We start from the raw sequence: 23,208 nt of genomic DNA on the forward strand, positions 1-23,208 counted from the left end.
GCAACATTCCCGAAATTTACTTCACCAAATTTAATTGATATTTTACATAGCTACGCGTTAAAAGTCCAATTTTTTCGGTATTTGGAACTCGAATACGGGCATTTTTAATTTCTATTGCTGGCGTTTGTTGAAGTTTTCTGAGTAAGCGCTTGTAATATCTATACGCCACAAAAACCCCCAATTTTGCTTCGCGGGGCAAATTTAAAATACCTTGATACCCGTGACTGAAATTTGCTTCTATTTCTTTAATTATTTCGATTTTTGAATCTTCGTTTAACGCATCTAAATTGGTATTGGGAAAATACGTTCTACTCAAATTTTCGTAGTCGTCCTTTAGATCGCGTAAAAAATTCACTTTTTGAAAAGCCGAGCCTAAGCTCATCGCAGCGTCTTTTAATTGGTTGTATTTTTCTTTATCGCCTTTTACAAAAACCTTTAAGCACATAAGGCCAACCACATCTGCAGAGCCATAAATATACTGGTTAAATTCTTCGGTAGTTTTATAAACGCTTTTGGTTAAATCTAACCGCATACTCGCCATAAAAGTATCTATAAGTTCTCTGTCAATATCGTATTTGCGAACGGTTTCTTGAAAGGAATTAAGAATTGGGTTTAAACTTATACCATCCAACAGGGCTTGATCTAAGGAGGTTTCAAACCTATTAAAAAGCACCTCTTTGTCGTACTCGTGAAACGAATCTACAATTTCGTCAGCAAAACGCACAAACCCGTAGATGTTATAAATATCTTGCCTTATTGAGGTGCCAAGCATACGCGTGGCGAGCGAAAAGGAGGTGCTGTAAGTTTCAGTAACCTTTTTGCTACATTCTTTAGATACTATGTCAAAAAGTTCTTTCAATGTTGGTTTTCTTTTTCAATTAATCCTGCTACTAACTTTCCAGAAATGAGTGCTGGTGGAACCCCCGGTCCCGGAACGGTAAGTTGGCCAGTAAAAAACAAATTTTTCACTTTACTGCTTTTCAATTTTGGTCTTAAAAAGGCTGTTTGCATCAAAGTATTGGCCAGCCCATATGCATTGCCTTTATAACTGTTGTAATCTGAAACAAAATCGTTAATACAAAAGGATTCTTTAAATATAACGTTTTTTGTAACCTCTTGGTTTGTAATTTTTTCAAAGCGATCCATTATTTTTTCGAAATATTCTTCTCTAATTTCGGGAATATCGTCTAAGCCCGGGGCCAATGGGATTAAAAAAATGCCAGCTTCCTTGCCTTCAGGCGAAACACTTTTGTCTGTTTTGGAAGGAAAACTGGCATAAAACAAAGGGGAGTCCGGCCATTGTGGGGAGTCGTATATTTCCTGTGAATGCTTTTCAAAATCTACATCAAAAAACAATGTGTGGTGATCTACATTTTTAAGTTCTTTATTAAATCCTACATAAAATAGTAATGCTGAAGGCGCAAAGGTTTTTTTATTCCAATACTCTTCAGAGTATTGCCGGAACGATTTGTCTAAAAGCGTTTCGGTATGATGGTAGTCTGCGCCGCTCAAAACAACATCGGCATTTATTTTTTCTCCATTAATAATCAGGGCGTTCGCTTTGCCGTTTTCAATGCAAATTTTTTCTACATTTTGATTGGTTTTAATGTTTACTCCAAGATTTTCGGCCAAGGTTTTCATGCCATCTATAACGGAGTACATTCCTTTTTTAGGGTGAAATGTGCCCAAGCCAAAATCGGCGTAATTCATAAAACTGTAGAACGAAGGCGTTTTAGAAGGTTTTGCACCTAAAAACAACACGGGAAATTCTAAAATGGAAATCAGTTTTGGATTGTTAAACTCCTTGCGTACATCTCTGCTTATGGTGCTAAAAAACTGCCCTATTTTTTTCATAGTCGCAGCCGTTACCAATTCTAAAGGAGAAACCCCAGGTCTGTAAACCAAGTCTTTTATAGCTATGTTATAATTGTCTAAAGCCTGCGCCATAAATTTGCGAAGTTTTTTTGAACTTCCAGCCTCCTCTTTTTCAAAGGCGATACAAATTTTTTCTAATGTATCTTCAATAGTTATAAAGTCGTCCTTGCCAAAATAAACGCGATAGGCAGGATTTAGTTTTTCGAGTTCGTAATAATCTGCAGGACTTTTATCGAAATCATTAAAAAAACGTTCAAAAACGTCGGGCATCCAATACCAAGTAGGTCCCATATCAAAAGTAAAGCCATCCTTTTTTAGCTGTCTTGCCCTACCGCCAATGGTACTGTTTTTTTCGTAAATAGTTACCGTAGCACCGGCCTGTGCGAGATAACAAGCAGCTGAAATAGATGAAAATCCGGAACCAATAATTGCTATTTCTTTCATATTGTTTAACAAAAGTACGTATTATTTAAACAAAAAAAGAAGTTTGAAAATTTTTTGGCTTTTAATTATGAAAATAATCGAATTATAAATGATTAAAATTTAGTGGTATAGTTAATAAAACTACGGGTTTGAAAGACTATCTACTTTTTCGGTGAAATTTTCAATTTCCCTAAAAAGTTTTATGTTTTTTGAATTCTTAATATTGTTTTTCGCTTTGCGACCCAATACCCAAACTTCGCTCGGACCTTTGGAGCCCACTTCATTTTGAAAATCCTTCAGATATTTTTCAAGATTATCGTTCTCCGGAAGTACGGTTAAATAGGTTACGAAAATTACTTTCGTTTTGGTTTTAAGAATGTGCTTTAAGCTGTCTAATGGAATATTAGCACCTAAATAGATGGTTCTAAAGCCAGCAGAAATCAATTCAAAATTGGCGTAAAGCAGGCTAATTTCGTGGATTTCGCGATAGGGTAAATAAAGTGCGAACAAATGCGCATTTTTATCGATCTGCGTTTTTTTATTTTTTGCCGAGTGCACAATGATACTCTGCTTAATTTTTTCTGAAATAAAATGTTCGTGAGAGGGGTCAATAGTACCCGAGTGCCACAGTATGCCCATTTCATTAAGCAGTGGAACGAATATTTCGGCAAAAATACTGCGAAACGATTTTTTCTCTAAAAGCTTTTCCAAAGTAGCGTCAAAAAGTTCGCCGTCAAATTCGAACATGGCAGATTTAAAAACATTGCCTAAATATTCAGAATCAATACCATCAATATTTTGCATTATCAACGCTTGCATCTGCGCCGGATCTAAACTTGCAATTTTTGAAATTTTATAACCTGCATTGTAGAGATAGGTTACATTGAGGAGTTTTTTTAAGTTTTGAAGGTCGTACTTTCTAATATTTGTATCTGTTCTGTCAGGTTCAAGCAGGTTGTATCTCTTTTCCCAAATCCTGATGGTATGAGCCTTTACATTTGAAAGATTTTCTAGATCCTTAATACCAAATTGAGTTTTAATCACAGAACAATAATTTATTATTTAAAGGGAAAAGTACAAAAAAGAAGTGAGATTGTTTATATAAAGTTCAAAAACTCTAAACAAACAGTGTAGTATATAACTACAAAAGATAATTTTAAAAGTGAAGTATTTAAAATTGTACCCGGGATGGGACTTGAACCCACACGCCCAAAGGACACATGGCCCTCAACCATGCCTGTCTACCAATTCCAGCACCCGGGTGGATACATTTTTCAGTTTTTATAAAGCAATATCTGTGCTTTAAGTAAAATTGAAACGGTAAGTGCAACTTTTTTAGTGCGAGCGCAAATGTAAAACTAATCACCTTAATAGACAAGCAAAAAAATGAAGCTTACTTTTAAAATGCTTTCAATAAAATAGCTGACGAATGCAATTAAATAATGAAGTATTTTTGTATTGAATGTTGAAATCTTGAAGGTTTATAGGCATTCAAAACACTGCTGCAAATTCTTAGGTATATCAGTATCTTCTGAACCTTTTAACGGCTTTTGTAAATATTCCTTTGTTTGCAGAACTTCATAAAATTGCACAGCATATTTTTCTAAATCGTTGCGGCGGGAGATTAGTATTTCTTTAATTTTTTCACCGTGAATATCGTAAATTGCTTTAGGCCATATTGCAAATGCTTCGTCAATTGCCGTTTCCGATAAGTTGGCTTTAATATAATTAGCTTCTTCTATAAATAATTCCTTTGGTGTGTTTTTTAAAAAATATACATCAAACGGATATACAAGACCGGGCATATACGCTATCTCCCGCTCAAAAGGTCGCAACCGAGGTTGTATATTTTTGGATGAAATAATGCTAGGCAAAACCCCATCTATGGAAAAGAATGCATTATCTCTATCGCTCGCTAATGGAATTGCGGTATAGTGATTTTGGTTTTTTTGAAAAAACCATCCCCATTGTTTGGCATGTCTGTCCCAATCGCCAATAACAATATCAAACAATCGGTTTCGTATTAAGGCTGCTTTGTCTATTTTGAGGCTATCTCGGTATTTAAGTTTTCTTTCCTGTAATTTTTCGGTGTCAATGAGATCAATAATATTTTCTAGATTAGACCAATTTTTTTCTCCTTTAGTTTCATATTCCAACCAATACAGCTTATTGCCATATTCCTCATTATATTGGTCGAGTTGTTTTTGTTTAGGTACAAATACCAACGATGGATGTGTATGCTGAATATTTATCTTTTCTGATAATTTTGCAGCAACCATTGCGCCGTATGGATGTTGCGCCGAAACCCCATCAATTATTATATTTTCAATACCTAGGGTTTTAGCGAATTCGGGAATTAACGGATCGGGATCCTTTGCAACGCTCCGAAGGGTATAAACCACTCCTTTTTCATTTTTTAGGCGCAACGATTTAGTTTGTTTACCCCCGCCCTTTTTTATAATAGAGAGGCCTCCGTGTAGTTGGCCTAAATAAACTACGGGTACTTTTACCGGGGTTGCCCATACATCTCTATATTGTTCGCCTTGCATAAGATTTTTTAGCATATCTCCTTTATACAAAGTACTGGCTGCAACGGAAACGCTATCAATTTTATTAAAATCGATTGCATCTATGTTGTTTGTAGCTATAATTACGTCGGTTTCCGGATTAGCTGGCTTGCTCCATAATGAAATGTAAATAATCCCAATAATAGCTATAATAAGCCCAAGAGATACGAGTATTGCTTTTTTCAAAATAGATTGTTTTACATAAAAGTATAAAACATCATAATTATTGAAAGCTTCAAAATAAATTATAGGAAAATTTTAACGCGACTTTGAAGTATTTAAAAAATTAGCCAGCTAATCCTTAGTTTAAAGTTTAAAAAATAATTTGATCGCTTTTCTCGGCAAGGACTTTTCAAATTTGCAGCTTACCATACTTAACTCATTCTTTCCAAAAAAAATAGGTGATATTCTAATACAGAAAGATATTTGGCTACACGCCTACAACCTATATACTACTTTAAAAAAAACCGTTCTATCAAAAGATAGAACGGCTATCGGGAAAGTTCAAAATAGTTCTCCCCAGAATACGAACTTTTATTCCCTTTACAAATAAATGAAGACCAAGTAAGGCACGAAGTGGCCCTATGCACAGCATTGGTAAAGGAAAATACCGAAATGACCTACAAAAAAGGGGAGAAGTACACCTTTGTAAATTTTAATTTTGTAACAAGCGATTAACCAAAAACCCTTAACTATCAATTATTAATACTTAACAAAAAACAAATTATGCATTTAACTATTGGAAAAATTTTAAAAGAATACAAAGAATATTTAACGGATTATGAAATTGAACAATTAAGAAAAGTCCAAAGAGGAAAAACAGACTTTGCCGCACAGGTAAAACAATTACAATTGGCGCTATTTGCGGAGGAATGGGATTTTATGATGGATTCTGCCAGCAACCCAATGTCACAGGAAGCTACTAACCGTGTTAATAGAAAAAGGAAAGCCTTCGGGATGAATCCCGTGGACGCTTCGGGATTTGGAGCGGAAAGGTCATCAAAACTATTCTGTGAGGAAGTAGTGCGCCACACAAAAAATTATAATGAGCTGTTATAGATCAATCTTAAACTATTTTATAAACAGAAGTACAAATGCATCAGCAGAATCATTCAATGCAAAAATAAAAGCTTTTAGAGCGCAGTTTAGAGGAGTCAAAAATGTAGAATTCTTCCTTTATAGATTAACCACAATTTTTGCATAAACACAACAATTGGTCTTGATCCACAACAATTGGTATTGATCCAAACTTCTCGCTCCGTATATTTCGGAATAGCCATAAAAAAACCCGCTCTGTCTGAACGGGTATCTCTGTGTTTGTGACCTGGCTGGGGCTCGAACCCAGGACCACCTCCTTAAAAGGGAGGTGCTCTACCAACTGAGCTACCAGGTCTTCCTTAATGCGGGTGCAAATATACTATCATTAAATTAAATTCTCAAAACGAAACTGCAATAAATTTAAAGAAATTTTAAAACCTCTGAAAAACAAGGCTTCACAAATGAATTATTTTTATATTTTTCGATATTTTCTGAATTATCTTTACTCTTTTTAAAGATTCTTGTCGTAAAAAAGGAGAACTTTGCAATTTTACAACTATAAAATGCCCAAAACCAAATTTAAAATACCCGAAGATGAATAGTGGGGCATTCCATCTCTTTATTTCTCAAATATAATATACTGATGAAAATAATTTTAATAGGATATATGGGAAGCGGCAAATCTTCCGTAGGAAAAAAACTCGCTTCGGTATTAAACTTGCCTTTTAAGGATTTGGATACCGAAATTGAACAATCAGAAAATCTGTCTGTCCCTGAAATTTTTTCACAAAAGGGAGAAATCTATTTTCGAAAAACAGAAAACAAAGTATTAAAGACTTTGTTAAAACAGGCTGGCAGCTTTGTTTTGGCTACCGGTGGCGGCACTCCCTGCTATGCAGATTCGCTTACCTTTATGTTGGAAGAGCCCAATACAACTTTGGTGTATTTAAAAAATTCATTAGACGTTTTAACCAATAGATTGCTTTTAGAAAAGGAGCACAGGCCGCTATTGGCGCATTTAAATTCGGAAGATGAGGTTAATGATTTTATACGAAAACATCTTTTTGAACGAACTTTTTATTACAATCAAGCCAATATTATTGTAGAAAGTAGTGCTAAAAATATAGCGGAAACTACCGAAGAAATAGTTGGACGTCTATTCTAAAATTGCTCTATCGTTTCCTTTTTCAAAAATAACCGAGACGTTTTCGTTTAAGGATGTAGAGAGCGAAATGCCTTTAAAGTCTGCTTTTATTGGGTACTTTTTGTGATTTCTATCTACCAATACCGCAGTTTTAAATTGTTTAAGAGGCACTTCTAAAAAATGTTTTACGCCGTAAATTAAAGTGGTTCCAGAATGTAATACATCATCTACCAATAGAAGTGACTTATTCGCGTAATTCTCTTTTTTCAGAGTGGTTTCCAGAGGCTCAGCAGGATTTTTTTTATCGATTAAAACTTCGCAAAGCAAAACTTTTATAGGCGAAATTTTTTCGACTTCTACCTTAATTTTTTCTGCCAATATAAAACCGTTGCCCGTAATACCGGCTACTACAACTTCTTTTTCTTCTACGTTGGTTTCGTAAATTTGGTAAGCAATTCTTTTAATCTTGTGGGCTATTTGCTTTTTGTCTAGTATTACGGATGTTATTTCTTGCATTGTCTAAATTTTAAAAATTATGGTTGTTGGGTGTCAATGTCGTCATTGGTTGCTTCTTCAGTAAAATCTTCTAAATCCCTACGGTCTTTTTTAGTAGGTCTTCCCACGCCTTTTTTACGGTAGTACGATTTTGCATATTGCAGCATTTCATTTGTTTCAAAAGCTTCTTTGGGAGTTGTGTCTTTTCTATACAGATCTACTAACTTGGCGCCAACTCTGCTTTGGGGGAGGTCTAAAACTTCTAACTGGTAATTTATTTGATTTTTTCGAAGTGTAATCTTATCACCCGGATATACATTTCGCGAAGCTTTTACAATATCGCCGTTAACCCGAATGGCACCTTTTTTACAAGCTTGTGTGGCGATATTTCTAGTCTTTAAATATCGAACGGCCCATAAATATTTGTCAATCCTCATAATTAATATGTTCAAAACAACGTTAATGTAGTGTGCAAAAATAGCGGAAAATTGTATCTTGCGCCCACAAAAAATTGATGATGATAAAAATTAAATATGCTTTTGCTTTATTAGTTGTAATGCTAGTTGTTACAGTTTCCTGTAAAAAGAATGAAGATGACGGGCCAGAACCACCCCCGCCCAGAGATCGTAGCGTAGAGGCAACAAGAGCGCAAGATGAAATTGAAACGTTTTTGAAAACCCATTTCTATAATTACGAGGATTTTCAGACAGATCCCGAAAATTTTAAAATTAAGTTCGATACCCTTGCGGGAGACAATGCTGGAAAAACCCCCTTATTTGAACAAGTAGATTTTTTAGAAGTTGCCGATGTAATAGATACAGATGTTACCTATAAACTGTATTACCTAAACGTTCGTGAGGGTGGGGGCGACAAACCCCATTTTTCAGATTATACCATTAACACTTATGAAGGGCGGCTTATGAACCTGGATTTGTTTGATAGTTCGGTTATTCCCGTTCGGTTTAGCTTGGTTGACTCTCCAACTACCTCAGGAATTATTAGAGGGTTGCAGCAAGCAATTATTCAGTTTAAAGGAGCTGCAAACGTAATCTCCAATCCTGATGGCACACTTTCTTTTGAAGATTTTGGTATAGGTGCCGTTTTTATTCCATCAGGTTTGGGATACTATAATTATCCTCCAGCTACAGGTGGTTTGAATGCTTATGATCAACTAATTTTTTCTTTTGAATTGTTTGATTCTGAAGTTGCAGATCACGATAATGACGGAATACCGTCTTATATGGAAGATCTTAACGGTAATGGTTATTTGATGGATGAAGATACCGATGGGGATGGAATCCCGAATTATTTGGATGACGATGACGATGGCGACGGCCGTTTAACCAAGTATGAAATAGAGATAGATGGCGACGGCAATATTACCTTCCCAGATACCAACGGAAACGGAACTCCAGATTATCTAGACCCTACTATTTAAAGAAGCGTTTAGATAGAACGTATATAAAAAGCCCTATGCAATTCTAGCATAGGGCTTTTTAATTTACCATAGTTTAAAATGCTATTTTCTAGCAATTACCTTTTTTACCGCACCTACAATTGCTGCGGCATTTAGACCGTATTTGTCCATTAATTGTTCCGGTGTGCCAGATTCACCAAAGGTATCGTTGGTGGCAATAAATTCTTGGGGTGCAGGATGCTGAGTTGCTAGCAAACGTGCAATGCTTTCGCCAAGACCGCCTAAAAAGTTATGCTCTTCGGCAGTAACTACGCAGCCGGTTTTTTTAACGCTTTTTAAAACCGCGGCGTCGTCCAAGGGTTTTATGGTGTGAATGTTTATAACATCTGCCGTAATTCCGTTTTCGTTTAAAGTTTCTGCAGCTTGTAACGCTTCCCAAACTAAATGACCGGTAGCAACAATAGTTACATCGGTGCCTTCTTGCAATTGTACCGCCTTGCCTATCTGAAAGTTTTGATCGGCAGGTGTAAAGTTTGCAACTTTGGGCCTTCCAAAACGTAAATATACAGGACCATTATAATCTGCAATTGCTATAGTTGCAGCTTTAGTTTGATTGTAATCGCAAGTGTTTATTACGGTCATTCCCGGAAGCATTTTCATCAAGCCAATATCCTCCAATATCTGGTGCGTTGCCCCGTCTTCCCCTAAAGTTAAACCTGCGTGCGATGCGCAAATTTTTACATTTTTTCCGCTGTATGCTACGCTCTGTCTAATTTGGTCGTAAACCCTTCCGGTAGAAAAATTGGCAAATGTTCCCGTAAATGGAATTTTCCCACCAATGGTCATCCCTGCTGCCATACCAATCATATTTGCTTCGGCAATTCCTACTTGATAAAAGCGCTCCGGATGGTTTGCTTTAAAGTCGTCCATTTTTAAGGATCCTGTAAGATCTGCGCAAAGTGCTACAACGTTTTTGTTTTTCTTTCCCAGTTCCGTAAGTCCATCACCAAAACCTGAACGTGTGTCTTTTTTACCTGTATCTGTGTATTTTTTCATAAGCCTCCCCAAACCCCTCCGAAGGAGGGGCTTATAGCGGGTTATATTTTAAATTAATAATTTCATTTTAGAGTCTGAGTTCCCCCTTCGGGGGCTAGGGGGGCTTTAATAATCACCCAAGGTTACAGGGTTTTGTGAAAGAGCATTCTCTAATTGCTCGTCATTGGGCGCTTTTCCGTGCCAATCGTGCGTATGCATCATAAAATCTACACCATTGCCCATAACCGTATGAAGCAAAACGCAAATTGGCTTTCCGTTACCCGATTTGTCTTTTGCTTTTTTCATGCCAGAAATAATTGCACTTAGATCATTTCCTTTCTTAATTTCCATTACATCCCAACCAAATGCTTCAAATTTCGCTTTAACATTGCCCATGGGTAGCACATTGTCTGTGGAACCGTCTATCTGCTGGCCATTTAAATCTACAGTTAAAATTAAATTATCTACCCCATTTCCTGCCGCGTACATAATTGCCTCCCAATTCTGACCTTCCTGCAATTCGCCATCGCCACAAAGTGTGTAAATTAGGTGGTTATCGTTATTTAATTTTTTTGTGAGTGCCGCTCCAATTGAAACTGAAATTCCTTGTCCGAGTGATCCCGACGCAATACGAACCCCAGGTAAGCCTTCGTGGGTAGTTGGATGCCCCTGCAAACGCGAGTTTAAAAGGCGGAAGGTATTTAACTCTTCTACCGGAAAGTAACCCGCACGTGCTAAAACACTGTAAAATACTGGTGAAATATGCCCGTTTGATAGGAAGAAAAGATCTTCGCCTATGCCGTCCATCTCAAAAGTATCATTGCGTTCCATCAATTCGTTATAAAGTGCAACGAAAAACTCGGCACAACCAAGTGAACCTCCCGGATGCCCAGAATTCACTTTGTGTACCTGCCGTAAAATATCTCTTCGAACTTGAACTACCAAATCCTCAAGTGCTTTATAATCTGCCATAATGTGTTTTAAAATTCAGTGTCAAAAGTAATGTATTATCGGGGGGAGGCAAAAGGTACACGAAGGCTTTTATTAACGATTTCAGGGTTTTGTTAACAGAAAACTGTCTGATGCGCGATGCACGAAGACAGAAGATTACAAAATCACTACATCAGCCATACTTAAATCGGAAGAGCCGTTGTGTAATTTTGTTATTTGAAATTTGGGATTTGGAATTTAATAACCGTTATCTTTGCCCCCTCAATAAAATCTGCTGAATGCAATTTAAATTAGAAGCCACAGACCCGCAAAGTAGCGCCCGCGCCGCAACTATTACGACCGATCACGGCGTTATTGAAACTCCTATTTTTATGCCCGTTGGTACCGTAGGTACTGTAAAAGGCGTACATCAACGCGAACTAAGGGAAGATATTAATCCAGATATTATTTTGGGAAATACATATCATTTATACCTAAGACCGCAAACTACAATCCTTGAGAAGGCGGGCGGCCTTCATAAATTTATGAACTGGGACCGAAATATTTTAACCGACAGTGGAGGATATCAGGTGTATTCGCTTTCAGCAAATAGAAAAATTAAGGAGGAAGGCGTAAAATTTAAGAGTCATATAGATGGCAGTTACCACGTTTTCACGCCCGAAAATGTTATGGAAATTCAGCGTACAATTGGCGCGGATATCATTATGGCATTTGACGAGTGTACACCGTACCCATGCGAATATAACTACGCAAAACGTTCTATGCATATGACGCACCGCTGGCTGGACCGATGCATAAAACATTTAGAAAAAACTCCGCTAAAATACGATTACGGGCAAACGTTTTTTCCTATTGTTCAAGGCAGTACTTATAAAGATTTGCGAAAACAATCGGCAGAGTACATTGCTTCGGTTGGAGCAGAGGGCAACGCTATTGGCGGACTTTCAGTTGGCGAGCCAGCAGATGAGATGTATGAAATGACGGCGGTGGTAACCGAAATTCTTCCACAGGATAAACCGCGCTATTTAATGGGCGTAGGAACTCCCGCCAATATTCTTGAAAATATAGCACTTGGAGTAGATATGTTCGACTGTGTAATGCCTACGCGAAACGGGAGGAACGGAATGCTCTTTACTTCGGAAGGTATTATTAACATAAAAAACAAAAAGTGGGAAGCCGATCTTTCGGTAATAGACCCCATGGCAATTACGTGGGTAGATACAGAATACAACAGAGCGTATCTGCGCCACTTATTTACCGTAAATGAAATGTTGGGAAGACAGATAGCTACCATTCACAACCTCGGTTTCTATTTGTGGTTGGTTCGCGAAGCCAGAAAACATATCTTAGCAGGAGATTTTCTGGATTGGAAAAACGGCATGGTTAAAAAACTCGCGCAAAGATTGTAAAATGCTCAGCATACTCGATAGGTACATATTAAAGAAATATTTGGGCACTTTTACGCTGCTGTTATTGCTTTTTATACCTATTGGTATTACAGTTCATCTTGCCGAAAAAATTGACAAAATCCTTGAAAATGAAGTGCCGTTTATGGAGGTGATGATCTATCTCTATAATTTCACTATTTATTTTGCCAACTTGTTATTTCCGTTGTTTCTTTTTCTTTCAGTTATTTGGTTTACCTCAAAACTGGCCAACGATACGGAGGTAATTGCATTTTTAAGCAGTGGTGTTTCGTATTATCGTTTTCTGCGTCCGTATATTATTGGAGCCACCATAGTTTGTATTGCCGCGCTTGTTTTCAGTATGTATTTAGCGCCAAAGGCTAGCAAGGGATTTAACGAATTTGCATATACGTATTTAAAAAAGGGAAAACAGGATAGGGATCAAAGTAATGTTTATACGCAAATTAATGAAAACGACTACATATATGTAAGCTACTTTAATGTTTCCGATAAAATTGGAAGCAACTTTACATTGGAACATTTTGAAGGAAATGAGATGACGTATAAAATTTCGGCCGGACAGATAAAATACAATGAAAAGGATAGCACATATTCCCTATTTCATTATAAAAAACGAATAATTGGCGAGAAAAACGATATTTTGGAAAGCAAGCCTAAATTAGATACCGTTTTTTCCTTCGATTTGGAAGATTTAACACCGGTTACATACATAGCCGAAACCTTGAATTTTACGGAGCTCAACGACTTTATTGAAAAGGAAAAAGCGCGTGGTTCGTCTTATATTAATAGGTATGAAGTGGTGCGCTACAAACGCTGGAGTTTGCCAGTTTCGGCCTATATATTAACCATTATTGCAGTGGCTGTTTCTTCGGTGAAAAGACGCGGAGGAATGGGGCTTAATCTGGCAATAGGCATTAGTATTGGGATGATTTTTGTGTTCTTCGATAAGGTATTTGGCACCATGGCCGAACAGAGCGATTTTTCACCCCTCGTTGCTACTTGGTTTCCTAATTTTCTATTTGCAATTTTGGCAATTTATCTTCTAAGAAATGCGAAACGATAAATTATTAAACTATCTCCATCTCCACTTTATTATTTTTATTTGGGGGTTTACCGCAGTCTTGGGCGCCTTAATTACCTTAGAAGCCATTCCGCTGGTTTGGTACCGCATGCTTTTAGCTACCCTAATTATATTTGCATTTTTAAAAATTAGAAAGGAAAATTTAAAGTTTTCACTAAAAACGTTGAGTGGCTTTGCCTTGGCGGGAATTATAATTGCCCTGCACTGGCTCACATTTTTCGGAGCCATTAAAGCTTCGAACGTATCGGTAACGTTGGCGGTAATTTCTTCCGGCGCATTTTTCACCTCAATTTTAGAACCGCTTTTTTATAAACGCAAAATAATTATTTACGAAGTGCTCTTCGGCCTCATCGTAGTGGGCGGTTTATATATTATTTTTGACGTTGAAGGTTCATATACTTTAGGAATTATTCTTGCATTAATATCAGCATTTTTAAGTGCCTTGTTTTCGGTAATTAATGGCAAATTTGTTTTAAAATACAAAGCGTCAGCAATTTCATTTTACGAATTAATGTTTGGAGTTCTGGGAATTACTATTTATCTGGCATTTGCTGAAAAATTTACAACTGAATTTTTTACAATCTCTGCCCACGATTGGATCTATTTACTAATTTTGGCATCCGTTTGCACCGCCTATGCCTTTATTGCATCAATACATGTAATGAAATGGATAAGTCCGTACACCGTAATGCTAACCATAAATATGGAACCAGTGTACGGTATTATTTTGGCGCTTATTGTCCTTGGCGATTCAGAAAATATGAGCGCGCAATTTTATTACGGAGCTGTAATAATATTAATTACGGTTATTGCCAACGGTATCATTAAAATTACTCAAGAAAGAAATCGAAGAAGATTGAGTAACACCTAAAACAAAATTTTATCTTTGTAAGCAAACCTTTATTAAAAGAAGGAAAAAATTATGGAATATCTTGATTTTGAACTCCCTATAAAAGAATTGCAGGAGCAATACGAAAAAGCCTGCCTTATTGGCCAGGAGAGCGATGTAGATGTAAGCAACACCTGCAAACAGATTGAAAAGAAGCTAAAGGATACTAAAAAGGAAATTTATAAAAAGCTAACCCCATGGCAGCGCGTACAATTATCCCGCCACCCAGATCGGCCATATACTATAGATTACATAAAAGCTATCTGTGGCGATTCGTTTTTGGAGTTACACGGAGATCGTGCCTTTAAAGACGATAAAGCTATGGTTGGTGGCCTCGGAAAAATAGGCGATCAAAGTTATATGTTCGTGGGCCAGCAAAAAGGTTATAATACCAAAACACGCCAGTATAGAAATTTTGGAATGGCAAATCCAGAAGGATACCGAAAGGCATTACGATTAATGAAATCTGCCGAAAAGTTTGGAATTCCCGTTGTGTGTTTTGTAGATACGCCTGGAGCATTTCCGGGGCTCGAGGCAGAAGAACGCGGCCAAGGCGAGGCAATAGCTCGCAATATTTTGGAAATGACACGCCTTAAAGTGCCAATTATTGTCGTAATTATTGGAGAAGGAGCCAGCGGCGGTGCACTCGGAATAGGCGTTGGCGATAAGGTTTTAATGTTGGAAAATACGTGGTACTCCGTTATTAGTCCAGAAAGCTGCTCGTCTATATTATGGCGAAGTTGGGAATTTAAAGAGCAAGCTGCCGAAGCCCTAAAACTTACGGCAAAAGACATGAAAAAGCTTAAACTTATTGATGAAATAGTTAAAGAACCTCTAGGAGGTGCACATAGCGATCGGGAAACAACTTTTAGAACGGTTGCCGGGGTAATTGATAAGACTTATAACGCATTAAAAATGTTATCCCCAACCGATTTGGTTAAAAATAGAATGAATAAATATTTAGAAATGGGCGAGTTCAAAGGTTAAATTGAACTATAGCTTATCTTACCGTAAATCCGAGGCGAGAGCCTTGGATTTTTTTACGGGTTATTAACAATAATTTGGAGTTTTCAACAGTTCAATTGTTGAAGAATGGTTAATATAGTAAGACCAGAAACACTTCATTTCTCTTAACATTTTCTTTACATTCGCTTCATGGAAAAAATCAAACCTCAAACCAGTTTTTCAACTCGACCTTCGCAAGTTATATCGCTCGAAAAAGGCAAAATACCGCCGCAAGCACTTGATTTAGAAGAGGTTGTACTTGGCGCTTTGATGATTGATAAAAAAGGTGTAGATGAGGTAATAGATATCCTACACGCCGAAGTTTTCTATAAACAGGCGCACCAATACATTTTTGAGGCTATTCATAAATTGTTTGAAGATAGCCAACCCGTAGACTTATTAACCGTTTCTACGCAATTAAAGAAACAAGGGAAATTAGAACTCGTAGGAGGCGAATTTTATTTAATACAATTAACCCAAAAAGTGTCTTCTTCGGCACATATTGAGTTTCACGCGCGCATCATACTTCAAAAATATATTCAGCGAAGTTTAATAAAAATCTCGAATGAAATTATTGAAGATTCCTATAATGAAGGTACAGATGTTTTTGACCTCTTAGACAATGCCGAAGCAAAACTTTACGAAGTTACACAGGGAAATATAAAGCGTTCTTCCGAAACGGCCCAAAATCTTGTAATACAAGCAAAAAAACGAATTGAGGAAATTGCCAACAAAGAAGGACTTTCTGGAGTACCGTCTGGATTTACAAAACTCGATAAACTTACTTCGGGCTGGCAACCCAGCGATTTAATTATTATAGCTGCTCGTCCAGGTATGGGTAAAACCGCATTAACGCTCTCTATGGCCCGAAATATGGCAGTGGAGCACAATACTCCTGTTGCTTTTTTCTCTTTGGAAATGTCGTCCGTTCAACTTATAACTCGTTTAATTAGCTCAGAAACGCAATTGAGTTCCGAAAAATTACGTACCGGAAATCTCGAGAAACACGAGTGGGAACAATTAAATGTAAAAGTTAAAGGCCTCGAAAAAGCCCCACTCTTTATTGACGATACTCCTTCGCTTTCAATTTTCGATTTACGCGCCAAGGCAAGAAGACTTTCTTCGCAACACGGTATTAAGCTAATAATAGTAGATTATTTGCAATTGATGACAGCCGGCGGAAGCCAAAAAGGAGGCAATAGGGAACAGGAAATTTCTACCATTTCACGTAACCTAAAAGCCCTGGCCAAAGAATTGAGTGTTCCCGTAATTGCACTATCCCAGCTTTCTCGTGCAGTGGAAACCCGTGGTGGCAGTAAAAGACCGCTGCTTTCAGATCTTCGTGAATCTGGAGCAATTGAACAGGATGCAGATATCGTATCATTTATTTACCGTCCGGAATATTATAAAATTGATGAGTGGGATGATGAAGAACACACCCCAACCGCAGGCCAGGCCGAACTTATAATAGCAAAGCACCGTAACGGTGGTTTAGATGAAATACGGCTTAAATTTATTGGAAACCTCGGTAAATTTGATAATTTGGAGCACTTTGATCATCCTACCGAAATTCACTCCAGAATGAACGACGCTGCAAACGACGATACGTTTAGAACCAAAAACCTCCCTTCTGCAAACGAAGCCTTCGGAAGTTCAATGAATGAAGATTTTTTGACAGATGACGACAATGATGTGCCGTTTTAATATTGTATAAGTACTTTGGCTTGGAAATTGTCGTTATATTCGCACAATGGCACGTATTACTATAATTGTATTTCTACTCCTTTTTTCAATAAAAGCTTCAGCTTCTTATATCCTAATTCCCATGGATGCCGAGAGCCAAAAGGAGCATTTAAAGGCCTATGGAATTACTTATTGGGTTTTGGAAAAAAATCAAAAAGTAAAATGGCTGCTGAATTACAGAGGCGGTTCCTTTTTAATGCCCGATTCTGCCGAAATTCAGAAGGAATGCCAGGTTCGCGGGGTTTCTTTTGAAGTAATTTCCAACAGCAAAACCGAACAAATTCTTACAGAAATAAGCAGTCCGTCAAAAAATATGGACGCTGTAGTTTTAGAAAAGGCACCAAAAATTGCAGTCTATTCCCCTAAGGGTAATTTGCCTTGGGACGATGCAGTAACCATGGTTTTAACCTATGCCGAGATTCCATATACCGTAATTTATGACGAAGAGGTGTTAAACGATCAATTAATTCTCTACGATTGGCTTCACTTACACCACGAAGATTTTACCGGGCAATACGGAAAATTTTACCGTGCCTATCGTGCCGCACCTTGGTATATAGAAGAAAAAGCCAAGGCCGAAGCACTTGCGGCAAAATTGGGCTTCAATAAAGTTTCGGAAGCAAAATTGGCAGTGGCAAAAAAAATTCGCGACTATGTAATCGGGGGTGGTTTTATGTTTGCCATGTGTAGCGCTACCGATAGTTTTGATATTGCACTTTCTGCCGAAGGAGTAGATATCTGTGAGCCTATGTTTGATGGCGACCCCAGCGAACCCAATTACCAAAGCAAAATAGATTACAATAAAACCTTTGCTTTTAAGGATTATATTTTGGAACGGAGCCCAATGGTTTACGAATTTTCAAGTATAGATATGACCGAAAAAAGACGAATAATTAAAGAGTCGGACTATTTTTCACTAATGGATTATTCGGCAAAATGGGACCCCATACCTACAATGCTCTGCCAAAACCACACATCTTTGGTTAAAGGATTTATGGGACAAACTACTTCGTTTGATGCCAACCTCATTAAAAGTAATGTTTTGGTGATGGGCGAAAATAAAACTAATGGCGAAGCACGCTATATTCACGGAATAAAAGGAAAAGGATTTTTTACCTTCTACGGCGGTCACGATCCCGAAGACTATCAGCACAGGGTAGGGGATGCGAAAACCGAATTAGCGCTTCACCCAAAATCACCGGGATACAGACTTATTTTAAACAATGTTTTATTTCCGGCAGCGAAGAAGAAAAAGCAGAAAACGTAGGTTTTTTAAATTCCAAATCACAATTTCTATTTTTGTCTCCCTGCGCGCAGTCGAAGGGTAAAATTCCAAATAGTTATTTATTAATTAAGTTTTCATAGTAATCTTTTGGGGGGAGAACGGTAATTTCTACCCTTCTATTTAATTGTTTATTTTCATCAGAATCATTCGGAAATCGGGGAGTGCTTTCACCGAAAGCTTTAACCTCAAAATCGTATCCTTCATAATTATTAAAAATTTTCAGCAATCGTTCCTTTACAGAAATGCTTCTATTTTTAGATAGGGTTAAATTTGAAATTTCATCGCCATCGCTGTCGGTGTGGCCTTCAATTAATATGGTTGCTTTATCAACTTTTTTAATGATTTTTGCCAAGGAATCTAGACTTTCTTTGGCGGTTTCCTTTAGGTTGTATTTTGCCACATCAAAGAGAACGTCGGCGTTTATGGTAAGTTTTATAACGCTGTTTATAGCTCCAATGGCGTCTATATCGGCGCCGGCGCTAATGCTTCTGCAGAGTTCTTTTAAATCTGTAATTCGAAGAAAATAAAACACAGTTTCATTGTCAATTCCTGCATCACTAAGTTCTATAGACGATTTTCCCCCAGCTATTTTTCCTGCATACATCCATTCGGTGCCGTTTTGTGAAATTTCTATTTTAGCAGCTTCTCGAGACGGGCCAACTTCAAATATATAAAGGTCGTCGCCGGGAAGGTTCATAAACCCGTTATCGGTAAATGCTACGGTTAAAGTGCCGCCGCAGCCTAAGGATATAAAATTGGGGGTTTGGTAATTTCGGTAATTTGGTTCGTGCAGGCATTGTGTGCTATCTCTGTATTTTTTTATTGGCGGCGGGTTTCCTACTTTAAATTGAACCAACTTATCTGCAAATGAAATTTCCCCCAACGGAAGATAAATAGAGTTGTAGCGATCAATTTTATAACGTTTTCCGGTTTGGTTTTGGGCAAATAGATGTTTGCCCGGTAAAAGAAAAAGAAAACAAAGCAGCAAATTGAAACGCAACATTAGGGCTATTTTTAACGAAGATACTGAAACTTCTTAATTATGAATTAAGCGCATAAAAAAACCGCCTCATTTCTGAAGCGGTTTTTAGGCGAAATAATATAAGTTATTGTCTTATTTTACTTGTTTAACGATTGCGGCAAAAGCCTCTGGGTGGTTCATAGCCAAATCTGCCAAAACCTTACGGTTAAGTTCGATTCCACTGTTTTTTAAACTTCCCATAAACTGTGAATAAGACATTCCATGCTGTCTTGCCCCCGCGTTGATACGGGTAATCCATAAGGATCTGAAATTTCTCTTTTTTGCACGACGGTCACGATATGAATAAAGCATTGCTTTGTCCACAGCGTTTTTTGCAACTGTCCATACGTTTTTACGTCTTCCAAAGTAACCTTTGGCTTGTTTAAGAACCTTTTTACGGCGGGCTCTCTTCGCAACTGAATTTACTGATCTTGGCATAATTTTAATTGTTTTTGTAGCAGGCGGTCGATAATCGACACTTTTTTTCAAACTTCTTAAATCAACAATCGTAAATCGTTAATTTAAAATCATTTTGGCACTACTCCAGGGTTTAAATAATTGTTTTAACCGGTTAGGCATTATTACTTCAGTCGAAGCATTTGCTTAACATTGCTTTCGTCGGCCTTGTCTACCAACCCATCATGGGTTAATGCAAGTTTGCGTTTTTTGCTTTTCTTTGTTAAGATGTGGCTTTTAAACGCATGCTTTCTTTTGATTTTACCGGTACCTGTAAGCTTAAAACGCTTTTTGGCACTGGATTTTGTTTTTTGTTTCGGCATGTTTCTTTCTTTTTATATATTATTTCGCTTTATTGTGAACTTACATTTCTATTGTAAAATGAAGTTTTATTTCTTTTTAGGGGCAATGAACATAATCATTCGTTTCCCTTCTAATTTTGGCATTTGCTCTACCTTTCCGAATTCTTCCAAATCTCGGGCAAGACGCAAAAGCAAAATTTCACCTTGGTCTTTGTAGATTATGGAACGGCCTTTAAAGAAAACGTATGCTTTTAATTTTGAGCCTTCCTGTAAAAATTTCTCGCCGTGTTTCTTTTTAAACTCGTAATCGTGGTCGTCTGTATTCGGACCAAAGCGGATTTCCTTAATGGTTACTTTAGTGGCTTTCGCCTTTAAAGCTTTTTCACGCTTCTTCTGTTCGTAAACAAATTTTTTGTAATCTATTACTTTACAAACGGGAGGGTTTGCATTAGGTGAAATTTCTACAAGATCCAACTCTTGTTCCTGCGCAATTTCACGTGCTTTTTTTAAAGGATAAATTCCTATTTCAACATTGTCTCCTACAAGACGGACTTCTTCTGCACGAATCTTTCCGTTGATTCTGTGTTGATCTTCTTTAATTACCCTTGCAGGTCCTCTACTTCTTTTTCTTCGTATTGCTATGGCTTACTAATTTTAGTTAAACATTAAATTCTTTCGATTCTTCTTTTACTGCTTGTTGAATCAACTTTGAGAAAGCTTCGGGAGTCATAGTTCCTAGATCGCCTTCGCCGTGTTTACGTACAGAAACCGTTCCATCTTTTTCCTCCTGCTCTCCAACAATCAACATATATGGGATTTTGTTCATTTCAGCCTCCCTGATTTTCTTGCCAATTGTTTCGTTTCTATTATCAACAAGGGCGCGAATTTCGTCATTTTCAAGCAAATTTAAAACTTTTTGGGAGTATTTTTCATATTTTTCACTTAATGATAAGATAGTTACCTGTTCAGGCATTAACCAAAGTGGAAAATTTCCGCCGGTATGTTCTAATAGAATTGCTACAAAACGCTCCATACTACCAAAGGGGGCGCGATGGATCATAACGGGGCGGTGGGTTTCGTTATCACTGCCTTTGTATTCCAGTTCAAAACGTTCCGGAAGGTTATAATCTACCTGTATGGTGCCAAGCTGCCAGCTTCTGCCAAGCGCATCCTTTACCATAAAGTCTAATTTTGGGCCGTAGAATGCAGCTTCGCCATACTCTATTTTATAATCTAATTCTTTAGCTTCGGCAGCACTTATAATGGCCTTTTCGGCTTTTTCCCAATTTTCGATACTACCTATGTATTTTTCAGGATTTTCTGGATCGCGTAATGAAACTTGGGTATAGAAGTTTTCAAAACCTAAAGACCCAAACACATATAATACTAAGTCTATTACCTTTTTAAACTCTGTGTCTAGTTGGTCAGGGGTGCAAAAAATATGCGCGTCGTCCTGGGTAAATCCGCGAACACGCGTTAAGCCGTGAAGTTCGCCACTTTGTTCGTAACGATAAACGGTGCCAAATTCGGCAAATCGCTTTGGTAAATCTTTGTAAGACCACGGTTTGCTGTTGTAAATTTCGCAGTGGTGCGGACAGTTCATGGGTTTTAACAGAAACTCTTCGCCTTCGTTGGGGGTGTGTATAGGTTGAAAGCTATCGGCGCCATATTTTGCGTAATGCCCGGAGGTTACGTAAAGTTCCTTTTGGCCAATATGTGGGCTAATTACCATTTCGTAACCCGCTTTTTTCTGAGCTTTCTTTAAGAAATTTTCAAGTCTTTCACGAAGTGCAGCACCTTTGGGAAGCCACAGTGGAAGACCTTGACCCACTTTTTGCGAAAAAGTAAAAAGCTCAAGTTCTTTTCCAAGTTTTCTGTGATCGCGTTGTTTGGCCTTTTCTAGAAGTTCTAGGTATTCGGTTAAATCTTTTTGTTTTGGAAAACTAATACCGTAGATACGAGTTAGTTGTTTGTTATTTTCATCGCCCCTCCAATAGGCCCCTGCGATGCTCATAAGTTTTATCGCCTTTACAATGCCGGTGTTTGGTATGTGTCCGCCGCGACACAAATCTGTAAAAGTATCGTGATCGCAAAAGGTAATGGTCCCGTCTTCTAAATTTTCAATAAGCTCAACTTTGTACTCGTTATTTTGCTTTTTGTAAAACTCCAGTGCGTCTTCTTTTGAAGCTTCGCGGATTGAAAACTCGTGCTTTCCTCGCGCAATGGCAATCATTTTATCTTCAACATCCTTGAGGTCCTTTTCCGAAATGGTCTTGTCGCCAAAATCAACATCGTAATAAAAACCATTTTCTATAGCAGGGCCAATCGTTAATTTAACACCGGGATATAGCTGTTCCAGTGCTTGCGCAAGAATATGTGCCGAAGAATGCCAGAAAGCTTTTTTACCTTCTTCATTGTTCCAGGTATAAAGTATAAGGTTGCCATCTTCGGTTAAGGGGGTAGCTGTTTCAACTGTTTTATCATTAAAGGATGCCGAAATAACGTTTCGTGCAAACCCTTCACTAATGTTTTTAGCTACGTCCATTGGCGTAACTCCGGCATCAAAATGCTTTACACTTCCGTCTGGTAAGGTAATGGCTATCATATACTGAAAAATTTTAGGGTGCAAAGATACTATTAGTTTTGGCGCCTTGCAATAATCACTTTATAGATTGTTATTTCTTTGTGCCGAATTTTTTCTTGATGTGTAATTAAGGATGAATTGCTCAATACAGTATATATTGGGCGCGTAAAGACGTTGAAGATTTATATACGCAGCGTATTATTCGTGCGAAATGAAATTATAGAGATTCATAGTATATATATTAAGGTATAAATAAAGTGAAATATTATTTTGAAGCTAAGTTATAGCGGTTCAATAGCTTAATAAAATTGCAATAAAATAATTCAAAAAAACCTTTAAATAATGTTGCGGGAACAGAAAAGGGTTTTATATTTGCACCCGCTTAGCAGGACAGATAGCTGTTCAAAAAGAGTTAAGCCGGACGCTCTGAAATTTTTTTGAAATATTTTTTTAAAAAGTATTGCGGGATT

The 23,208-nt window shown here is 37.5% G+C and carries 23 protein-coding genes and 2 tRNA genes; 10 read left to right on the plus strand and 15 right to left on the minus strand.

All coding sequences use genetic code 11. The annotated features are described in order from the left end of the window. Positions 1–16 precede the first annotated feature (16 nt). The 5 genes from VZD24_RS10800 to VZD24_RS10820 form a co-directional block, all read right to left on the minus strand. Positions 17–859: a phytoene/squalene synthase family protein gene (locus tag VZD24_RS10800; protein WP_279448722.1), complete on the minus strand. Its 843-nt coding sequence runs from the start codon at positions 857–859 to the stop codon at positions 17–19. Then, complete coding sequence (gene crtID / locus VZD24_RS10805) at positions 856–2,319, minus strand: bifunctional phytoene desaturase/3,4-desaturase (protein ID WP_342687322.1); 1,464 nt, start codon at positions 2,317–2,319, stop codon at positions 856–858. Before crtID ends, VZD24_RS10800 begins: the two co-directional genes overlap by 4 nt. 120 nt (positions 2,320–2,439) lie before the next feature. Further along, positions 2,440–3,342, minus strand: coding sequence for a MerR family transcriptional regulator (locus VZD24_RS10810; protein ID WP_279448720.1), 903 nt, complete (start codon positions 3,340–3,342; stop codon positions 2,440–2,442). A gap of 136 nt (positions 3,343–3,478) precedes the next feature. Continuing rightward, a tRNA-Leu gene (locus VZD24_RS10815) sits at positions 3,479–3,561 on the minus strand. 218 nt (positions 3,562–3,779) lie between these two features. Further along, positions 3,780–5,051 carry a hypothetical protein gene (locus VZD24_RS10820; RefSeq protein ID WP_342687323.1) on the minus strand — a complete coding sequence of 424 codons (1,272 nt, stop codon included), beginning with the start codon at positions 5,049–5,051 and terminating at the stop codon, positions 3,780–3,782. A gap of 540 nt (positions 5,052–5,591) precedes the next feature. On the opposite strand from VZD24_RS10820, the gene VZD24_RS10825 reads away from it, so the two are divergent. Together VZD24_RS10825 and VZD24_RS10830 are read left to right on the plus strand one after the other, a co-directional pair. After that, a complete protein-coding gene (locus VZD24_RS10825) occupies positions 5,592–5,924 on the plus strand; it encodes a hypothetical protein (RefSeq protein WP_342687324.1) in 333 nt (110 codons plus the stop codon). Next, positions 5,911–6,069 (plus strand): transposase, encoded by a 159-nt coding sequence (locus VZD24_RS10830; RefSeq protein WP_342687325.1) that lies wholly within the window; start codon positions 5,911–5,913, stop codon positions 6,067–6,069. Before VZD24_RS10825 ends, VZD24_RS10830 begins: the two co-directional genes overlap by 14 nt. Positions 6,070–6,185: 116 nt before the next feature. Here VZD24_RS10830 and VZD24_RS10835 read toward each other — a convergent pair. Beyond that, a tRNA-Lys gene (locus VZD24_RS10835) sits at positions 6,186–6,258 on the minus strand. A gap of 288 nt (positions 6,259–6,546) precedes the next feature. Here VZD24_RS10835 and VZD24_RS10840 point away from each other — a divergent pair. Then, complete coding sequence (locus VZD24_RS10840) at positions 6,547–7,068, plus strand: shikimate kinase (RefSeq protein ID WP_342687326.1); 522 nt, start codon at positions 6,547–6,549, stop codon at positions 7,066–7,068. Here VZD24_RS10840 and VZD24_RS10845 read toward each other — a convergent pair. Both VZD24_RS10845 and VZD24_RS10850 read right to left on the minus strand, forming a co-directional pair. Further along, complete coding sequence (locus VZD24_RS10845) at positions 7,060–7,563, minus strand: phosphoribosyltransferase family protein (protein ID WP_279448704.1); 504 nt, start codon at positions 7,561–7,563, stop codon at positions 7,060–7,062. The genes VZD24_RS10840 and VZD24_RS10845 overlap by 9 nt on opposite strands. Positions 7,564–7,580: 17 nt before the next feature. Continuing rightward, positions 7,581–7,979, minus strand: a complete 399-nt coding sequence (locus tag VZD24_RS10850; RefSeq protein WP_279448703.1) for an RNA-binding S4 domain-containing protein — start codon at positions 7,977–7,979, stop codon at positions 7,581–7,583. Between the two features lie 77 nt (positions 7,980–8,056). On the opposite strand from VZD24_RS10850, the gene VZD24_RS10855 reads away from it, so the two are divergent. Next, the gene (locus VZD24_RS10855) at positions 8,057–8,980 is read left to right on the plus strand and encodes an FKBP-type peptidyl-prolyl cis-trans isomerase (protein WP_342687327.1); all 924 of its coding nucleotides are present in this window, start codon (positions 8,057–8,059) and stop codon (positions 8,978–8,980) included. Between the two features lie 81 nt (positions 8,981–9,061). Here the strand turns inward: VZD24_RS10855 and VZD24_RS10860 are convergent, their stop codons facing one another. Together VZD24_RS10860 and VZD24_RS10865 are read right to left on the minus strand one after the other, a co-directional pair. Further along, complete coding sequence (locus VZD24_RS10860) at positions 9,062–10,015, minus strand: transketolase family protein (protein ID WP_279448701.1); 954 nt, start codon at positions 10,013–10,015, stop codon at positions 9,062–9,064. 105 nt (positions 10,016–10,120) lie between these two features. Then, positions 10,121–10,966 carry a transketolase gene (locus tag VZD24_RS10865; protein ID WP_279448700.1) on the minus strand — a complete coding sequence of 282 codons (846 nt, stop codon included), beginning with the start codon at positions 10,964–10,966 and terminating at the stop codon, positions 10,121–10,123. A 257-nt stretch (positions 10,967–11,223) separates the two neighbouring features. On the opposite strand from VZD24_RS10865, the gene tgt reads away from it, so the two are divergent. From tgt to VZD24_RS10895, 6 genes are all read left to right on the plus strand, one after another. Continuing rightward, a complete protein-coding gene (gene tgt, locus VZD24_RS10870; protein ID WP_342687328.1) occupies positions 11,224–12,354 on the plus strand; it encodes a tRNA guanosine(34) transglycosylase Tgt in 1,131 nt (376 codons plus the stop codon). Between the two features lies 1 nt (position 12,355). Then, positions 12,356–13,435: an LptF/LptG family permease gene (locus VZD24_RS10875; RefSeq protein WP_279448698.1), complete on the plus strand. Its 1,080-nt coding sequence runs from the start codon at positions 12,356–12,358 to the stop codon at positions 13,433–13,435. Next, positions 13,422–14,324, plus strand: a complete 903-nt coding sequence (locus VZD24_RS10880) for a DMT family transporter (RefSeq protein ID WP_279448697.1) — start codon at positions 13,422–13,424, stop codon at positions 14,322–14,324. The genes VZD24_RS10875 and VZD24_RS10880 overlap by 14 nt, the downstream gene beginning before the upstream one ends. Positions 14,325–14,375: 51 nt before the next feature. Then, positions 14,376–15,329 carry an acetyl-CoA carboxylase carboxyltransferase subunit alpha gene (locus tag VZD24_RS10885; RefSeq protein WP_279448695.1) on the plus strand — a complete coding sequence of 318 codons (954 nt, stop codon included), beginning with the start codon at positions 14,376–14,378 and terminating at the stop codon, positions 15,327–15,329. Positions 15,330–15,497: 168 nt separating this feature from the next. Continuing rightward, positions 15,498–17,051 carry a replicative DNA helicase gene (gene dnaB / locus VZD24_RS10890; protein ID WP_279448693.1) on the plus strand — a complete coding sequence of 518 codons (1,554 nt, stop codon included), beginning with the start codon at positions 15,498–15,500 and terminating at the stop codon, positions 17,049–17,051. A gap of 46 nt (positions 17,052–17,097) precedes the next feature. After that, positions 17,098–18,357, plus strand: coding sequence for an asparagine synthetase B (locus VZD24_RS10895; protein WP_342687329.1), 1,260 nt, complete (start codon positions 17,098–17,100; stop codon positions 18,355–18,357). Between the two features lie 73 nt (positions 18,358–18,430). Here the strand turns inward: VZD24_RS10895 and VZD24_RS10900 are convergent, their stop codons facing one another. From VZD24_RS10900 to thrS, 5 genes are all read right to left on the minus strand, one after another. Then, on the minus strand, positions 18,431–19,378 hold the full coding sequence (locus VZD24_RS10900; RefSeq protein WP_342687330.1) for an OmpA family protein: 948 nt from the start codon (positions 19,376–19,378) through the stop codon (positions 18,431–18,433). 111 nt (positions 19,379–19,489) lie between these two features. Then, entirely contained in the window at positions 19,490–19,834 is a 345-nt protein-coding gene (rplT, locus tag VZD24_RS10905; RefSeq protein ID WP_045081426.1) for a 50S ribosomal protein L20, read from the minus strand. 143 nt (positions 19,835–19,977) lie between these two features. Continuing rightward, positions 19,978–20,175 (minus strand): 50S ribosomal protein L35, encoded by a 198-nt coding sequence (gene rpmI, locus VZD24_RS10910; RefSeq protein ID WP_111844725.1) that lies wholly within the window; start codon positions 20,173–20,175, stop codon positions 19,978–19,980. A gap of 66 nt (positions 20,176–20,241) precedes the next feature. After that, positions 20,242–20,754 carry a translation initiation factor IF-3 gene (gene infC / locus VZD24_RS10915; RefSeq protein WP_279450210.1) on the minus strand — a complete coding sequence of 171 codons (513 nt, stop codon included), beginning with the start codon at positions 20,752–20,754 and terminating at the stop codon, positions 20,242–20,244. A gap of 58 nt (positions 20,755–20,812) precedes the next feature. Then, the gene (gene thrS / locus VZD24_RS10920; protein ID WP_342687331.1) at positions 20,813–22,759 is read right to left on the minus strand and encodes a threonine--tRNA ligase; all 1,947 of its coding nucleotides are present in this window, start codon (positions 22,757–22,759) and stop codon (positions 20,813–20,815) included. Positions 22,760–23,208: the final 449 nt, after the last annotated feature.

It is taken from the genome of Aequorivita flava (assembly GCF_038742595.1).
Taxonomy (GTDB): Bacteria; Bacteroidota; Bacteroidia; order Flavobacteriales; family Flavobacteriaceae; genus Aequorivita; species Aequorivita marisscotiae.

Excerpts from the sequence above, each read along its gene's own strand:
- crtID (WP_342687322.1), bottom strand. The coding sequence starts at position 2,319 with ATGAAAGAAATAGCAATTATTGGTTCCGGATTTTCATCTATTTCAGCT.
- VZD24_RS10825 (WP_342687324.1), top strand. The coding sequence starts at position 5,592 with ATGCATTTAACTATTGGAAAAATTTTAAAAGAATACAAAGAATATTTA.
- VZD24_RS10830 (WP_342687325.1), top strand. The coding sequence starts at position 5,911 with ATGAGCTGTTATAGATCAATCTTAAACTATTTTATAAACAGAAGTACA.
- VZD24_RS10840 (WP_342687326.1), top strand. The coding sequence starts at position 6,547 with ATGAAAATAATTTTAATAGGATATATGGGAAGCGGCAAATCTTCCGTA.
- VZD24_RS10845 (WP_279448704.1), bottom strand. The coding sequence starts at position 7,563 with ATGCAAGAAATAACATCCGTAATACTAGACAAAAAGCAAATAGCCCAC.
- VZD24_RS10850 (WP_279448703.1), bottom strand. The coding sequence starts at position 7,979 with ATGAGGATTGACAAATATTTATGGGCCGTTCGATATTTAAAGACTAGA.
- VZD24_RS10855 (WP_342687327.1), top strand. The coding sequence starts at position 8,057 with ATGATGATAAAAATTAAATATGCTTTTGCTTTATTAGTTGTAATGCTA.
- VZD24_RS10860 (WP_279448701.1), bottom strand. The coding sequence starts at position 10,015 with ATGAAAAAATACACAGATACAGGTAAAAAAGACACACGTTCAGGTTTT.
- VZD24_RS10865 (WP_279448700.1), bottom strand. The coding sequence starts at position 10,966 with ATGGCAGATTATAAAGCACTTGAGGATTTGGTAGTTCAAGTTCGAAGA.
- tgt (WP_342687328.1), top strand. The coding sequence starts at position 11,224 with ATGCAATTTAAATTAGAAGCCACAGACCCGCAAAGTAGCGCCCGCGCC.
- VZD24_RS10875 (WP_279448698.1), top strand. The coding sequence starts at position 12,356 with ATGCTCAGCATACTCGATAGGTACATATTAAAGAAATATTTGGGCACT.
- VZD24_RS10880 (WP_279448697.1), top strand. The coding sequence starts at position 13,422 with ATGCGAAACGATAAATTATTAAACTATCTCCATCTCCACTTTATTATT.
- VZD24_RS10885 (WP_279448695.1), top strand. The coding sequence starts at position 14,376 with ATGGAATATCTTGATTTTGAACTCCCTATAAAAGAATTGCAGGAGCAA.
- dnaB (WP_279448693.1), top strand. The coding sequence starts at position 15,498 with ATGGAAAAAATCAAACCTCAAACCAGTTTTTCAACTCGACCTTCGCAA.
- VZD24_RS10895 (WP_342687329.1), top strand. The coding sequence starts at position 17,098 with ATGGCACGTATTACTATAATTGTATTTCTACTCCTTTTTTCAATAAAA.
- VZD24_RS10900 (WP_342687330.1), bottom strand. The coding sequence starts at position 19,378 with ATGTTGCGTTTCAATTTGCTGCTTTGTTTTCTTTTTCTTTTACCGGGC.
- rplT (WP_045081426.1), bottom strand. The coding sequence starts at position 19,834 with ATGCCAAGATCAGTAAATTCAGTTGCGAAGAGAGCCCGCCGTAAAAAG.
- rpmI (WP_111844725.1), bottom strand. The coding sequence starts at position 20,175 with ATGCCGAAACAAAAAACAAAATCCAGTGCCAAAAAGCGTTTTAAGCTT.
- thrS (WP_342687331.1), bottom strand. The coding sequence starts at position 22,759 with ATGATAGCCATTACCTTACCAGACGGAAGTGTAAAGCATTTTGATGCC.